17 protein-coding genes are annotated in these 13,267 nt (G+C 68.0%); all 17 read right to left on the reverse strand.

All coding sequences use genetic code 11. The features are described from left to right. Positions 1–1,108: 1,108 nt before the first annotated feature. Positions 1,109–2,437, reverse strand: a complete 1,329-nt coding sequence (locus A9O63_RS21885) for an AAA family ATPase (protein ID WP_084295665.1) — start codon at positions 2,435–2,437, stop codon at positions 1,109–1,111. A 352-nt stretch (positions 2,438–2,789) separates the two neighbouring features. After that, a complete protein-coding gene (locus tag A9O63_RS06470) occupies positions 2,790–3,107 on the reverse strand; it encodes a phage holin family protein (protein WP_069331184.1) in 318 nt (105 codons plus the stop codon). A gap of 91 nt (positions 3,108–3,198) precedes the next feature. After that, on the reverse strand, positions 3,199–3,414 hold the full coding sequence (locus A9O63_RS06475; RefSeq protein WP_069331185.1) for a tail fiber assembly protein: 216 nt from the start codon (positions 3,412–3,414) through the stop codon (positions 3,199–3,201). Next, positions 3,411–3,629 (reverse strand): hypothetical protein, encoded by a 219-nt coding sequence (locus A9O63_RS06480; protein ID WP_069331186.1) that lies wholly within the window; start codon positions 3,627–3,629, stop codon positions 3,411–3,413. Before A9O63_RS06480 ends, A9O63_RS06475 begins: the two co-directional genes overlap by 4 nt. 8 nt (positions 3,630–3,637) lie before the next feature. Continuing rightward, complete coding sequence (locus tag A9O63_RS06485) at positions 3,638–4,450, reverse strand: hypothetical protein (protein WP_141703049.1); 813 nt, start codon at positions 4,448–4,450, stop codon at positions 3,638–3,640. Beyond that, positions 4,450–5,388 (reverse strand): hypothetical protein, encoded by a 939-nt coding sequence (locus A9O63_RS06490; protein WP_069331188.1) that lies wholly within the window; start codon positions 5,386–5,388, stop codon positions 4,450–4,452. The genes A9O63_RS06485 and A9O63_RS06490 overlap by 1 nt, the downstream gene beginning before the upstream one ends. 57 nt (positions 5,389–5,445) lie before the next feature. Further along, entirely contained in the window at positions 5,446–8,736 is a 3,291-nt protein-coding gene (locus A9O63_RS23070) for a hypothetical protein (RefSeq protein ID WP_069331189.1), read from the reverse strand. A 70-nt stretch (positions 8,737–8,806) separates the two neighbouring features. Then, positions 8,807–9,031, reverse strand: coding sequence for a hypothetical protein (locus A9O63_RS06500; protein ID WP_141703050.1), 225 nt, complete (start codon positions 9,029–9,031; stop codon positions 8,807–8,809). 80 nt (positions 9,032–9,111) lie between these two features. Then, positions 9,112–9,483 (reverse strand): hypothetical protein, encoded by a 372-nt coding sequence (locus A9O63_RS06505; RefSeq protein WP_069331191.1) that lies wholly within the window; start codon positions 9,481–9,483, stop codon positions 9,112–9,114. Next, the gene (locus A9O63_RS06510; protein ID WP_069331192.1) at positions 9,480–9,920 is read right to left on the reverse strand and encodes a phage tail protein; all 441 of its coding nucleotides are present in this window, start codon (positions 9,918–9,920) and stop codon (positions 9,480–9,482) included. The genes A9O63_RS06505 and A9O63_RS06510 overlap by 4 nt, the downstream gene beginning before the upstream one ends. Positions 9,921–9,929: 9 nt before the next feature. Beyond that, positions 9,930–10,307, reverse strand: coding sequence for a DUF3168 domain-containing protein (locus A9O63_RS06515; RefSeq protein WP_069331193.1), 378 nt, complete (start codon positions 10,305–10,307; stop codon positions 9,930–9,932). A gap of 3 nt (positions 10,308–10,310) precedes the next feature. Next, complete coding sequence (locus A9O63_RS21890) at positions 10,311–10,478, reverse strand: hypothetical protein (protein ID WP_084295667.1); 168 nt, start codon at positions 10,476–10,478, stop codon at positions 10,311–10,313. After that, complete coding sequence (locus tag A9O63_RS06520) at positions 10,475–10,960, reverse strand: HK97-gp10 family putative phage morphogenesis protein (RefSeq protein WP_069331194.1); 486 nt, start codon at positions 10,958–10,960, stop codon at positions 10,475–10,477. Before A9O63_RS06520 ends, A9O63_RS21890 begins: the two co-directional genes overlap by 4 nt. After that, the gene (locus tag A9O63_RS06525; protein WP_069331195.1) at positions 10,957–11,289 is read right to left on the reverse strand and encodes a head-tail adaptor protein; all 333 of its coding nucleotides are present in this window, start codon (positions 11,287–11,289) and stop codon (positions 10,957–10,959) included. The genes A9O63_RS06520 and A9O63_RS06525 overlap by 4 nt, the downstream gene beginning before the upstream one ends. Then, entirely contained in the window at positions 11,286–11,792 is a 507-nt protein-coding gene (locus A9O63_RS06530) for a hypothetical protein (protein ID WP_069331196.1), read from the reverse strand. Before A9O63_RS06530 ends, A9O63_RS06525 begins: the two co-directional genes overlap by 4 nt. A gap of 4 nt (positions 11,793–11,796) precedes the next feature. Further along, positions 11,797–12,087 carry a hypothetical protein gene (locus A9O63_RS06535; protein WP_069331197.1) on the reverse strand — a complete coding sequence of 97 codons (291 nt, stop codon included), beginning with the start codon at positions 12,085–12,087 and terminating at the stop codon, positions 11,797–11,799. 132 nt (positions 12,088–12,219) lie between these two features. After that, positions 12,220–13,267, reverse strand: a 1,048-nt coding sequence (locus A9O63_RS06540) for a phage major capsid protein (protein ID WP_069331198.1), incomplete at its 5' end; no start/stop codon positions are given.

A 13,267-nucleotide genomic window follows, 5' to 3' on the forward strand; every position in this document is an offset into this window, starting at 1 on the left:
CGCTGCCGGCGGGAGGGCCAGGCGCGCCAGGGCACCGGCTCTCCCTCGAGCGCCGCCGTTGCGGCCGCCTGGGTCAGCGGCCCCGCGTTGCCGTCGATGGCGCCGCGGTAGAGCCCCGCGGCCGCGAGCAGCCGCTGGATGTCGGATGTCGTCACGTCTTTCTCCATATGCAAAAGCCCCGCTCGAGGGCGGGGCGTGGGTGGTCGAGAGGATGGGTTTTTCAGAGGAGGGTCGCGATCCGCTCGCGGTTCGAGACGAGGAGCTCCTGCGCCTCGGTGCTGCCCTAAGCAGCCTTGAACAGTTTTGCCGCCAAGGTTGGGGCGGGCCGAGATCGCACAACATCTCGGCCGTGTAAGAGCGGGGCAAAAATCCGCCACAGTGCTAGGCAAAGGATGCTTTTGCTATGCAGCTCCGGATCTGGAGGGATACAAAGCCGTGATAATGAAAGGGTGCTAGATGTCGGGGTGGCCGAGTCCTCTAAGAGCATCCCGCAATGCGGCGGAAAATCTTGCGAAGCTTGGAACCTGCAGTAAGAGATTTATTTCCTGTTCTTGCGCGATGAGCTCAAATGGCCAGCGCGTTTTCCTGTTGCGAGTGCCTCTTTGAATACTTTGTAGAAAATCTTGGGTTACTCGTTTGGGGTCTCTAAGACTCTCTACTTCAGTGGGTGCGGTCGGTAAGCTCCTTACAGACGCATTTGCGCTGAGGCCAAATACCCGCCTTAGTGCAGAAATGTCCGCGAGGGTCCATGCCTCTATTTCACGATTTGGGGCGGCCACTACGCAGCGAGATCGTGGAAATCCGCAATTTTCTTCAATTCGGCGGCAAAGGGCGCAAGTTCGGTTCGGGAGTTGATCTGCCAATGCCCGCCCGCCGGTGTCTCCATGAACAAAAAGGATATGAAAGGCGTCTCGCCCTTCGCAAACTCGACTGGCTATTCTGTCAAGGTCTAGGCGAGGTATTCCGAAGATGTGGGCGGGTAATTCGGGAACCGTTGTGAGTGCGCCATTGGAGCCTCGGAGGAGGTGTCCAATTAACCGTGGGATGAGCACCTTAAGGTATTCGGAATCGGTCGGCCCCTCTACATAAAGGGCCCAGGCAATGTACGTCACACGGAACCTCCGGCCGAGCGAAGGAGTGTTTCGATTTCAAAGCGTGTAAGATGATGATCTGAGTTGAACATATCGACTTGACTTGTAACGCCCCTCCGCATTCGAGTAGATTTTCGAGTTGTGGTTCCTCTAGTTCGACTCACGATGTCTGCCGCTATAACCTCGGTGTCGTTTAGGTAGCGCATTACCGCGGGTGAGTGCGTATTTATGATAATTTGGAGGCAATCCTCCAGATCAAACTCGGAAGCCTCGCGCAGGGTTTCGACTAAAGCGGATATTCGTCCTTCATGAACGCCATTCTCTGGCTCCTCGAAGCACAAAAGGCCGCTCCTTTTGGGGTCGTAGAGAAAGGTGATTAGTGCGAGAAGCCGTAGTGTGCCGTCCGAGATAACTCTTGAGCTAAATTGTTCTCCATCGGCCATCTTAACTTCGAAAGAATACTCCTTCTTGTCGGCCGAGGTAATGCTAATAACCTTCTTAACCGAAGGAATGAGGCGCGATAAGCCCTGTGAAATGTCATTAAGGACGCCGTCAGGCCTGATTTCAGAAGATGTTTCGTCCTTAATTCTAGCTAGTACCGCAGATAGGTTTGATGCGTCCGGGCGCATTGTTTGCTGCTCGAACCTATCGTTTTCGCTCCTTGCGCTCCTTGCGTTGATTTCGAGAAAGTTAATGCCGGACAGGAAGCTCCTCACCGCCCAGAGATGTGGGAATTCGGCGTTTGGTATTGTGGATATTGCGGATTTCGATGCGTCTCGAGCAGGAATAATGCGAGGCTTCCCGCTTCCGCCGTCCTGACGCATCTTGAATATCGGAGCTCCATTATCGTCTGTCTCTGTCAGCAGAAAATCGCCGATGTTGCCGCCGTATCCCAGCTTATTATTGATCCTCCTTACGAACTCTGATCTGTCCTCAGATTTTTTTATTCGAAGGCACTGCTCCCGTGAAACAAAGATACCCGAGGTTCCGCCGTCTTTGCCGATGCGCATCTCCAATGTGATTTCATATCTGAGACGTCGAGCCTTAACCTCAAACTCAACCCCGAATGGGTCCGTGCCGCTTGGGGGCAGAAGCAACTCGACCGCAAATGACATGGTGTTGCATTGGCCGTCCGGTGTCTTCCTGAACAGCTCTTCAGGCTCACCTCGGAGCCCGAGGAGTGCAGATCTTACATCTAATTCCACGAGGTGCGAAATTAACTGTATTGCGTCAAATAAGTTAGACTTTCCGCTGGCATTTGGTCCTACAACTGCAGAGAATGGTGTGAAGTCAATGGAGAATTTCTCAAAGGACTTAAACCCATCGATCTCGAGGCGTGTTATCATTGTGTGACACCCAGTCCATCCATTTGGTTTGCAGTCTCCCTAGCCTCAGTAGGAGGTCGCCTAGCCTACTACTAGCGGGGTTCCTCTGGGTCAGGTTCCTATCATAGCTGAGACAAAGTAGAAGTTCCAAGCTGTCGCTGGCAATACCTGCAACCCGCAGATCTCTATCTTGCCGTGCTGGAGGAGCGACCTCATCAGCATGTTTGGTGCAGAGTACTCGGAGAGGGAGCGGCAGGCTGCACAATACCATGCCATCGCGCCTGACTATGGCAAGACGCCGACTGTTCCCGACGGCTACGTCGTCATAGTCAGGCGCGGCACTCGTTTAGCCGTCTCGGCGCCAACTTTTTCTTCACCCCGCGCTTCTTCCCCGCCAGAGCCGCTCCAGCATCGCCGTCGTCCCGCGTGGCCCCAGATAGGCCAGCATCGCCACGAGCCCCATGGCCGCCCGGCCGTCGAGGTTGAGGTACGAGCTGAGCGCCTCGCCCACGAAGGCCATGGCGACGAGGGCGGGGATCTCCCAGAGGAGCTCGCGGCCGAAGAAGGCGCGGCGGCGGGCGCGGACCTCGCCGGTGTGATACATGAGCCGGCCCATGGCAGCCGCGATCAGCGTGGCGATGGCCCCGCCCCAGAGCGCCGTGATGGTGTCGATCAGTCCCTTTTCCGGCATCGCGCCGCTCCTGTTGTGCGCAACATGCGCGGGTGGCGGCCCGGCCGGGAGCGGCCGGGCCTTCTCATGATGATCGGGAAGGCGGGGCGCCTCAGGCGGCCGGCGGTTCGGGCCAGAAGATTTCGGCCGGGAAGCCCGGCTGCTCGGGTACATCGCGCAGCGCCTGGCGATAGGCGGTCCAGGCGGCGGCGTCGGGGCGGTCGGGGGCCGTGCGCCAGTCGGTCTCGGCGAGGCGGCGGTCGCGTTCGGCGCGGGCCCGCCCGGCCTGGATCGCGCGCTTCCTCTCGGGGTCGATGCGGACGATCATGCGCCCACCCCATCGGTCAGGTCTGCCTCGTCGACCGTCCAGGCGGCGCGGAACTCGCGGTCGGCCGGCAGCTCGGAGGCGTCCAGGATCCTGTAGGGCTTGCCCGTGGGCACGTCCTTCGCGGCGATCTCCTCGAGCGTAAGCCCGCAGCCGGGCGCCGGAGTGATGACGGCCACGCCGCCGTCATAGGTTCGATAGATGATGCGCTTTCTCATTCCGGCTCCTATCGAAAGACCGAGACGCAGACGACTTCGCTGTCGTAGAACGTCCCGTTTCCGTTGTTCAGGCGAATGGTGCAGCCGCTCGCGGTCGGGAGGGCGTCGATCATGACGGCGAGGCTCCCGGCCCCCTTGCAGGTGCTGACGAGGGCGTAATTCTCATCCTGCATCGGCGTGGCGAAGTTGATCGTATATCTGCCGGTCCCGTGGTCGGTGATGCTCGAGACGTTCGCGCCGGTGCGGATCGTGGGGGAGGCGCCGGTGCCGTCGAAGCTCACCCAGGCGCGGCAGGTAAACCTCGGCGCCGCGCCCGCCGAACCGAACACGGCCGCCAGCTTCGCCGGGCTGAGGACCGCCTCGGTCGTGTCGGAGGCATCGCGCCATTGCGCTGTCGACCGCGTGACGCCGTTGATCGTCGGATTGTCCACCCAGCCCGAGCCGTAGAGGATCTGGATGCCCGTGTTCGGCGCCGAGACGAGCGAGCGGGGCGCGAGGCCGGTCGAGGTTTTCACCATGATCCCGCCCGCCGCCGCCTCGAGCGCATCGCCCGCGGGGCGCGCCACGAGCTCGGGGCCGCTGCCGTCCTCCTTCACCCGGAGGAACTGGCCGGCCTTGCCCGCAAGCGGCGGCAGATCGCCCCCGAGTGCTGCGGTGAGCGCAGCCTCGGCCTGGGCCTCCGTGAAGCGCGCGATCGCCTCGATCCAGGTGGGGAAGGCGCCCCATTGATAGAGGATCGTGGCCTCGGCATTGGCGCTGAAGGTCTCGGGGTTCGAGCGCAATGCGGGCGGAGGAGCCGGTGGTCTCGGAGGGATGGGCATCAGACGATTCCTTGCACGTCGATCTGCAGGAGGCTCCAGGCGTCGGTCTGGTAGGCCGAGCGGTAGCCGCGATAGAAGCCGTAGTTCATGGCGGCCTTCCTCGGATCGTCGTCGCCGATCCAGACCGCCGCGGTGCCGCCCCGGAGCGTCCGGAGGCGGGCATCGAGGCCGAGGAGGCGGGCGTTCTCGACCCAGACCTCGAAGCTGCTGAGGCGGGTCGCCGCGCGCCTCACGGTGGTCAGGTCGCCGAACTCGTCCTGCGCCACATAGCTGAAGTCGACGCCCTGGAAGCCCGAGCCCTTGATCGCGGTGCGGCCCACGGGCCAGAGCGGGCCGCAGACGAGCTGGCCGATGCTGACGGTGCCGCCGGGGCGCAGCGCCTCGATCTTCAGCACCGCATGGGCATAGGGCGGCAGGTCGGTCAGGACGAACTCCGAGAGCTCGGTGATCGGCTCGAAGAGATAGCTGGACCAGTCGCCCACCACCGTCTCGTCCTGCATGGCGATCTCGCGGGCATAGATCTCGGCGCCCCCGTTGGTCATCGTCACGCGCACCTTGGCGGCCGAGATCTCGAAGCCCGCCACGCCCGCGATGGCCACGCCCGGCGCAAGCTCCACGGTGATCGCCTCGGCCGCGGTGGCGCGGGCCGAGGGCTTGCCGTCGAAGAGCCGCCAGCGGTTGGTGGCGCCGATCACCTGCCACTTCACGGGATCGGGATCGTCGATCAGCGGATCGGCGAGGGCCAGCTGCTCGAGATCCGGATCGTGGCCGAGGTTGCCGTCCTGCAGCGAGCGATAGACCGTATGGCTCGCCCGGCTGATGACGAAGGCGCCGCGGGCATAGGTCACGTTCGCCTTCCAGACCGGGTGATCGGTCTCCGGGATCGAGGCGGAGACGAGCTGCGCCTCGCCGATGGGCACGGGCTTCAGGATCTTCATGAGAGGATCTCCGGGAGAGCGGGGCGCCGTGTCATTCGCGCTTCGCGAACGGCGAGGTCATGCGGCGGGATCGAGGCTCGCGCGTTCCTGGACGGCGAGGAGCCGCGAGGTGAGGCGCGCATTGTTGATGTCGCCCTCGCGCACGGCGGCGATGAGCTGGCCGAGGAGCGCCCGGACCTGCGGGTCGCCGGCGTTCGGCGCGGCCAGCCGATGGCCCTCGGCGGTCGCGGCAAAGAGTGCCTCGGCCCGGGTCGCGAAGAGCGACTGGCGGTCGAGATCCTCGAGCGCCGAGGTCAGCGCCTCGGTCTGATCGGTGATCGCGGCCATCGCGGGGGCGAGCTGGATCAGCTTCGCCGCCAGCTCCTCGTCGCCCGCGCCGAAGGCCGCCTCCACGAGATCCCGGAAGGCGCGGGTGCTGCCCGGGAGCGTGTCGATGCCGAGAAGGTTCAGCGCCTCGCCGAGCTCCTTCTTCGCCTGCGCCAGCCGCTCGCCGTCGCTGTAGAAGGCGCCGTAATAGGCGGCCACCGCCTCGTTCATGGCCTCGGTGCCGCCGAAGATCTCGGCGAAGTCCCAGGCCTCGCCGCCGCCCGCGAGCGAGCCCGCGAAGTCCGCCTTGCCGAGCCGGTCCATCCAGACGTTGGCCGACGACAGCGCGCCCGCAAGCCGGGTGAGCGTCTCGGTGGCGGTCTCGCCGGTGACCTGCAGCGCCTTGAACTCGTCGGAGAGCTGGTAGACCGTCCGCGTCACTCCGCCGAGGAGGCCGGGCAGGTTCTGGCTGAGCCCGCTCAGCGCGCCGAACAGGCCGCTCCCCTCTGTCACCTGAGTGGGCGCGCCGAAGATCTGCGCCACCATCTCGTCGGAGATCCGGCCGAGCTGCGCCTCGAGCGCGGCCTGGGCCTGTTCGGCATTCATCCCCTTGGTCGAGAACTTGAACGAGGTGGAGAAGCCTTCGAGCGCGTTCTCCGCGGAGCCGAGCATGGCGGCCGCCCCGCCCACGCTGATCCGCATCGCATCGAGCGTCTCGTCGAGCGCGGCCTGCATCTCGGGATCGAGCGCCTTCCGTTTGGTCTTGTTCGAGCGGAAGACGCCGCCCTTGTAGAACTGGTAGGTATTGCCGCTGAAGGTGCCGTCGACATAGCGGCCCTCGAGCCCCGAATCCTTCAGCTTCCGCCCGAAGAGCGCATTCGCCACGCCCCCCACAGCGCCGCCGATCAGCGCACCGATGGGTCCGCCGGCCAGAAAGCCGACGCCCGCGCCGAGGCCGCTGGTGATCGAGGGGTTCCTGCCGATCAGGCTGTAGCCCCCCGACAGGAACCCGCCGATGGCCGCGCCGCCCAGAAGCGAGCCCGCGATGGTCCCGAGCGCGGAAGCCCCGCCGAAGACACCGGCCGCGCTCGCGTTCATGGAGGCGGTCCAGGCCTGCACCCCGGCCGAGAGCCCGCCCTCCATTGCGGCTGCGAGCCCGGCCTGCAGCGGCCCGGTGATCCCGCCGATGAAGTTGCCCACCGCGCCGCCGATATTGCCGAGAAGGCCGAGCCCCCCGGTGCCGCCCGAGGACGTGCCGGCGAGGCTGTAGCCCCCGGCCGACCAGCCGCCCGAGACGCCCAGACCCACGCGGACGGTGAAGCTGTTCTTCAGGAAGAGGGCGACGAGCTCCCGCACCGTCTGTTTGCCCAGATCGAGAAGGCCGCGGAAGCCGCCGCGGAAGCCGTCGAGCATCCAGTCCACCGCCCCGTCGACGAGGCTGTTGATCGCCTGCGAGACGTTGGTCGCGAGCGTGTCGGCCAGCCGCTTCGCCGCCTCATCGGCCTCCGTCATGCCCTCCTTGATGTCCTGCCCGGCCTTCTTGCCCGCGCCGCCGAGCTTCTTCACCTCGGCCGTGGTGGCGGCCACCGCCTTCGGCGCGGGGATCACAGTCGCCCCGCCGCCGCCGGTGGCGGTGACCTGCTTCACCGCTTCGGCCATCTCGCGGACGTTCCGCGTGAGCTCGCGCACCTTCTCGCGGCGCGCATCGAGGCTGCGCGATCCCTCCTCCGGGCCGGCCTGATCCATCAGGGATCCCGGCTGGATGTCCTCGCCCATGGCTTCGGCCAGCGCGAGCTCGGCCTCGGCCGCGGTCAGCGCCGCCTTCGCCTGCTCGTAATGTGCGATGACGCGCTTGCGGCTCTCCTCGCGCGCGGCCGGGCTCGAGGCGGTGGCATAGGCCTCGAGCTCGCCGCGCAGGGCAAGCTCCGCATCCCGCACATTATAAGCGGCGGTCTCGGCGAGGCCCGCATTGTCGCGGAAGACAAGGAAGTAGGCCGCGGCCGAGGCAATCGCCCCCGCGAGGATCCCCCAGGGCCCGCCGGCAATGGCGATGGCGGTGCGGAGCGCGCCGAGGGCCGTCGTCAGTGCAGTGGTGGCGAGCGTGGCGATCCCCATGCCGCTGGTCATGGTGGCGAGCGAGGCCACGAGCCCCGGCACCGCCGTGGCCGCAATCCCCACCAGCCCCGAGGCCAGAATGTCGGCATGATCGGCGAGCGTCATCAGCCCCTGCGCCGCGCCGGCCGCGACGGTGCCGAGCCCGTCGAGCACGGACCTGAGCGCGCCGCCCTCCTGCATCGAAGCGGTGAAGGCGAGCGCCATCGCCTCGACCGCCGGGGCGAGATCGGCCGCCATCCGGTCGCGCGCACCCGCCACGGCCGTCGAGACCTGCCCGAGCGCCAGATGCGTCCGCCGCAGCGCCTCGACCGCCTCGTCGCCCAGCACCGCGCCCAGCCCGGCCGCGGCCACGCCGAGGCGGTCCATCTCGGCGCCATTGTCACGCAGAAGCGGCAGGAGGAGGGTCGCGTCGTTCGCGATGGCCTCCATATAGAAGGTCATCTCCGCCTGCGAGACGCCCGCCTTCTCGAGGCTCGAGACATAGAGCTGCAGCGCCTGCGGCCCCGAGAGATTGCGGAACTGCTCGGCCGTGACGCCCACCTTCGGCGCGATCTGCTCGAAGAAGTCCTTCATCTCGCCGCCGCCGGTCGAGAGGAAGTCGCCCACCTTGTCGTTCACATCCTTCAGGATGTCGGCGAGCTTCTCCTGCTCGACCCCCACCGTCCGCGCCCCCGCCGACCAACGCTGCAGCGCCTCGGGCGTGGTGTTGGCGACCTGGGAGAGCCGCGAGATCTCGTTCGCCGCCCGCGCGGTGGGCGCCACGATCCCGGTGAGCGCCGCGCCCGCCGTGGCCCCCACGGCCGAGAAGGCCAGGAAGGAGCGCGCGGCGAGGCCCAGAGACCCTTGCGCCTTCTTCAGCCCGGTCTGGAACTCTGCGCTGTCGAGGCCGAGGTTCACCCTCAGCGCGCCGATCACCGATGCGGACATGGCACCTGCCTTTCGAGAGGAGGGGAGCGGGAGGGGGACGCCGTTCACGAAGCGCGAATGGCGGGCCGGATCAGCGGGCGCGGAGCGCCATGCCGATCAGGGCGCCGCGCACCCGCTCGTGGTCGGCGGTATGGACGGCGGCCTCGGCCGCGCGGGGCGGGGCGCCGGCGGGGCGGAAGTCGGGCATGGCCTTCGGATCGTGGAAGGCGAAGGCCGAGAGGCCGGCGAGATAATGGGCGAGCGCCCGGTGCTCCTCGAGGCGCCGCGTGCGGTGGCGGCCCCGGGCGCGGAGCACCTCGACCACCTCGCGCGGCGTGAGGCGCCAGAACTGCTCGCAGTCGAGCGCCTCGCCCAGCCAATGCTCGAGGAGCGGGGCTACGGGGTCGGGGTCGCCTCCGACCTCCCCGCGCCGTTTCCCGCGGGTTCCTCCGCCGCGTCGGGGGCGGCCTTCGGCTCCGGCACCGGGAAGGCTTCCTTGAAGGCCCGGCCGATGAGGCGGATCGCCTCGGTATAGCCCACGGCATCGATCAGGGCGAAGACCTCCTCCTCGGTGAGCTTGCCGCCGAGCCCGGCATTGACGAGCCGGCCCACGCGCTCGGCGTCGAAGCCGTCGCGCTCGACCGCGAGCACGCCCGCGATCAGCGTCTCGCCGGCCGCGCGCTGATAGCGGACCATCGCCGCCGTGGTGAAGGCGAGGGTGCGGACGGTGCCCGCGGCCTCGAACGGGATCCCGCGCACCGTGCTCATGCCGCAGCTCCCTTGGTCCAGGCGACATCGCCGGTGGTGCGGATCGAGATCGTCATGCCGACGATGGCGCCCACATCGTTGCCCTCGATCTGCGGCGTGGGGAAACCGCGGAAGGTGAAGATGTCGCCGGTGGCCTGGCCCGGGGCGGGGGCGAGCGTGGTGCGGTAGAAGATCGGGTCGCGGGCGGCCTGGTCGGCCAGCTGCTGCTCGTAGCCGTCCGCCGTATAGCCGCAGGGGAGCGAGATGGTGCCCGCGTCCTTCAGGCCCTTGATGTACTCCTTGAAGCCGTTCGGGCTGTCGAGCGAGGTCGCCTCGAGATAGTCGGTCTCGACCGAGGGCACCGCGATCCCCTTGCATTCCGGGATCGGGGTGTATGCCTCTCCATCGGTGGATCGCTCCACCTTTGCGCCATAGGCGGTGATCTGTCTGCTGGCCATCGGGCCCTCCTATGCTGAGTAGGTGACGAGAAAGTCGAGCGAAACCCGGAAGGGCCGCCCGGGAGCCTCGGGCGCGCCGAGATCGCGCGCGGCCTCGAGGATGAGGGCGCGGAAGCCCCCGCCGGAGTGACCGTGGAGGCGCTGCCGCACCGCGCGGGAGAGGCGCTTGGCCTCGCCATAGCTTGCTGCCCAGCAGTCGATCTGGACGCGGGCGCGCTGCAGCCCGTCCGGCCCGTCGAGCGTGAGCCCCTCGCGGTCGCTCACCGTGGTGAGCACCAGCGCCGGCAGCGGCTCCCCCCCCGGGTGGCGGCCGAAGTTGACGCGCGGGCCTACCAGCGCGGTGACTGCCGGCGCGTCGAGGAGGAGGGCGCGGAGATCTTCCTCCATGGTTCAGCCCTCCGAGGCTGGGCGGGGGGCGCCATAGATATGACGCGGCACGGTCACGCCGACCGGCGTGCGGCTGACGAGCTCGACCGCCATGAGGCCGTAGCCATGCTGCGCCGCCAGATCGGCGAGCTGGCGCACCACCGCGTCGGGGTGCTTCTTCTCTTCTGTCATGATCCTGTCCTTCTGGCCGCCGCTCGGGCCGCGCGTTTCTCGGCGCGGGCGACGGCCTTCGAGACCTGCTCCCCGAGATCGGCGCGGAGCCGCTCGAGGAGGGCCTCGCGGTCCTGATCCCAGGCCGGGCGCAGGAAGGGTTGGGCGGCCATGTGGAGCGTGCCGAACTCGACGAGGTGGCCGTGCCGGCCGCCGTCGCCCCGCAGGTAGGAGGGGCCGACGAAGAGCTCGACTGCGGCGCGCTCGTCGCGGAACAGGCGTCGGTGCAGCCGGGTCTGGCGGCCGTTGAGCTTCGCGCCGACGATGATCGAGCCCTTCAGCGCGCCGCTGCGCTCGGGCGCCTTGCTGGCCGCGAGCTCGGCCAGAGGCTTCGCCGCCCGGTGGAGCGCCCGGCGGAGTGCGCCCTTGCCGGCGGCGCGGGAGAGGTTGGCAAGCTGGGCCTCGATCTCGCGGAGGCCCGAGACGGAGACGGTGACGCTCATCGGTCGGTCCTCGCGGAACAGGTCAGTTCGAGAAAGCGGCCGCCGGCGCCGCCTTCCTTGATGCCGGAGATCTCGAAGCTGCGTCCCTCGCAGAGGAGGCGATCCTTCGGCGTGAGGCCCCTCGCGAAGGCGGTGCGGTGCAGCGTGAAGCGGGTGGTCACGCTGGCCGCCACCTCGCCCGCGCTCCAGCGCTCGCCGTCGCTCAGGTCTGCCTTCGCAGCCCAGATCGGAGCGCCATGATCGGCCCAGACCTCGACCGAGGCGAAGCCGTCGTCGGCGGGCGTGGCGCGCTGGATCTGCACCCGGCGGTCGAAGCGCGGGGCTCTCATTCCGACACCATCGGCCGGGCGTAGCGGGCCTGCCGGATCAGCCGCTGGATGCCGAAGGAGAGGGGCGGCGCGCTCTCGGCCGGGCCGATCCCGGCATCGTGCCATTCCTTGGCAAGCAGGATCACCGCCTGACAGAGGCCGCGCGGGATCCGGGCCGGATCCTCGTGGCCGCAGAGCGCGGTGAGGCTGACCGCGCCCTCGGCCGTTGTCCGCTCGAGCGCGGGTTCGGTAAAGCCGCGGACGAGCCGGGCGGCGGGGTCGGAGATCTCCACCAGTTCGATCACCGGCGCGATGGGCAGATACCAGCGCGACCAGCGCCCGGCCGGGGTCTCGAAGGCCACGAGCCGGGGCATGAGGGCGCGGCGGGAGGCGGTCTCGACCACCTCGGTGGCGGCAGCGAGGAGCTCGGCGATCAGGAGATCGTCGTCCGGCCCGTCGAGATGGACCGCCCGCTTGAAGGCCTCGACCGACACCGCGAGCGCCGGGGGCTCGATCACGCGCATGGGCTCACTTCCGCCGGCCCTGGACCGGAAGATCGGCGCTGGCTGCGGCGGCCTTCGGCGCGGTCTCGGCCGGGGTCTCGAGCGCGGCCATGGCGGTCTCGAAGCTCAGGGCGGGGGCCGGCGGTTCCGCGGGAGCGGGGGCAGCGGTCGGAGCCGAAGCGGGCGCCACCTCGGCGGGCCGGTAGGGCACGGCATGGATGCCGATCAGGGCCGCGGCCGTCGCCGGGTCGAAGCCTGCGGTCTCGCCGCGGTTGTAGCGGTTCCAGGGGCGGATGAAGGTGACGATGGTCTTCATGGATCTCTCCGGGAGAAGGGGGGAGGCGCCGGGGCGGAGGGGAAGGGGGCGCCCGAACGAGTTCGGCCCCGGCGAGCACCGGGGCCGAGGAGGGACGTGGACAGGGGAGGGTGGCGCGCGGCGATCCGGGCGTCAGAGCGTCCAGCCGGAAGCGTTGAAGCCGGCGAAGGCCTCGTCATGCGCGGGCGCGAAGTCGTGCTCGGAGATCGCCCGCATGAGGGTCAGATCGTTCTGGAAGGCCGAGACGGTCGCGCCATTGCCGTCGACGAAGGAGGCGTCGGTCGAGGAGCCCACGACGAGCGCCATGCTGTCGCCGATCATCGCCTCGTCGAAGTCGCCGAAATAGATCTCGGTCTCGTCGCCGCCCGCCCCGAGGTTGTCGGGGATCTGCGAGCTCGTGCGGATCGGGAAGCCCATGAGCTGGGCCGAGGCGCCGATGGAGGGAAAGAGCGGGTTCCCGTTCGCGTCCTTCAGGCTCGCGAGCCAGTTCTTCGTCGAGGCCCGCATGATCCAGCCGGGCGAGACCATGCCCACGTCGGCATCCTCGACGAGCGAGACCGCCCGCCGGATCGCCGCCTCGGCCGCCGCCGGCGTGGCCGCCACCGGCGCGGCAGTCCAGTTCGCGGGCAGCATCCAGTGGCGCAGCCCCTTCGGCGTGTCGGCGCTGCCGTCGCCGCGGAGGAACGCCAGATCCTCGCGGAGCGCCATCACCTTCAGGAGATCGTCGCGCACGAGCTGCGCCATCGCCACGCCCGAATGGCGCAGGAGCGAGTTGCCGATGGGGACCATGCCCACGAGTTTCTTGAAGCTCTGGTCGATCTTGTCGAAGCTGGGCTGGCTCGGCGCGATGGCGGCATTCTCGGCCGCATAGGCGGCGACAGCCGAGCCCATCTGCTTCGCGTGCCGCATCTCGCCCGCGGGCATCGGCAGGGTGCGGGCGCCCGAGGCGCGCACGACGACCCGGGCGCGCAGCATCTCGATCAGCTCGGCCGCCTGGGGGCGGGGGATGGTCACGCCGCCCGCGCCTTCGCTCGCGCCCGAGAGCGCGGCCGAGATCGCGCCATGGCCCTCGGCCTCGAGGAGGCGGGCCGCCTTGTCGCGGTCGCCCTTGGTGCGGGCGAGAGCCTGGACCATGAAGCCCGCCGCCACCCCCCGATGCGCCGGATCGGCGGCGATGGCC

This window comes from Cereibacter johrii, from assembly GCF_001720585.1.
Lineage (GTDB): Bacteria > Pseudomonadota > Alphaproteobacteria > Rhodobacterales > Rhodobacteraceae > Cereibacter_A > Cereibacter_A johrii.

What these genes read in the sequence shown, in the direction of transcription:
- A9O63_RS06535 (WP_069331197.1), bottom strand. Translation starts at nt 12,087, where the DNA reads ATGAAGACCATCGTCACCTTCATCCGCCCCTGGAACCGCTACAACCGC.
- A9O63_RS06505 (WP_069331191.1), bottom strand. Translation starts at nt 9,483, where the DNA reads ATGAGCACGGTGCGCGGGATCCCGTTCGAGGCCGCGGGCACCGTCCGC.
- A9O63_RS06530 (WP_069331196.1), bottom strand. Translation starts at nt 11,792, where the DNA reads ATGCGCGTGATCGAGCCCCCGGCGCTCGCGGTGTCGGTCGAGGCCTTC.
- A9O63_RS06485 (WP_141703049.1), bottom strand. Translation starts at nt 4,450, where the DNA reads ATGCCCATCCCTCCGAGACCACCGGCTCCTCCGCCCGCATTGCGCTCG.
- A9O63_RS06525 (WP_069331195.1), bottom strand. Translation starts at nt 11,289, where the DNA reads ATGAGAGCCCCGCGCTTCGACCGCCGGGTGCAGATCCAGCGCGCCACG.
- A9O63_RS06480 (WP_069331186.1), bottom strand. Translation starts at nt 3,629, where the DNA reads ATGAGAAAGCGCATCATCTATCGAACCTATGACGGCGGCGTGGCCGTC.
- A9O63_RS06520 (WP_069331194.1), bottom strand. Translation starts at nt 10,960, where the DNA reads ATGAGCGTCACCGTCTCCGTCTCGGGCCTCCGCGAGATCGAGGCCCAG.
- A9O63_RS06515 (WP_069331193.1), bottom strand. Translation starts at nt 10,307, where the DNA reads ATGGAGGAAGATCTCCGCGCCCTCCTCCTCGACGCGCCGGCAGTCACC.
- A9O63_RS21890 (WP_084295667.1), bottom strand. Translation starts at nt 10,478, where the DNA reads ATGACAGAAGAGAAGAAGCACCCCGACGCGGTGGTGCGCCAGCTCGCC.
- A9O63_RS21885 (WP_084295665.1), bottom strand. Translation starts at nt 2,437, where the DNA reads ATGATAACACGCCTCGAGATCGATGGGTTTAAGTCCTTTGAGAAATTC.
- A9O63_RS06490 (WP_069331188.1), bottom strand. Translation starts at nt 5,388, where the DNA reads ATGAAGATCCTGAAGCCCGTGCCCATCGGCGAGGCGCAGCTCGTCTCC.
- A9O63_RS23070 (WP_069331189.1), bottom strand. Translation starts at nt 8,736, where the DNA reads ATGTCCGCATCGGTGATCGGCGCGCTGAGGGTGAACCTCGGCCTCGAC.
- A9O63_RS06475 (WP_069331185.1), bottom strand. Translation starts at nt 3,414, where the DNA reads ATGATCGTCCGCATCGACCCCGAGAGGAAGCGCGCGATCCAGGCCGGG.
- A9O63_RS06470 (WP_069331184.1), bottom strand. Translation starts at nt 3,107, where the DNA reads ATGCCGGAAAAGGGACTGATCGACACCATCACGGCGCTCTGGGGCGGG.
- A9O63_RS06510 (WP_069331192.1), bottom strand. Translation starts at nt 9,920, where the DNA reads ATGGCCAGCAGACAGATCACCGCCTATGGCGCAAAGGTGGAGCGATCC.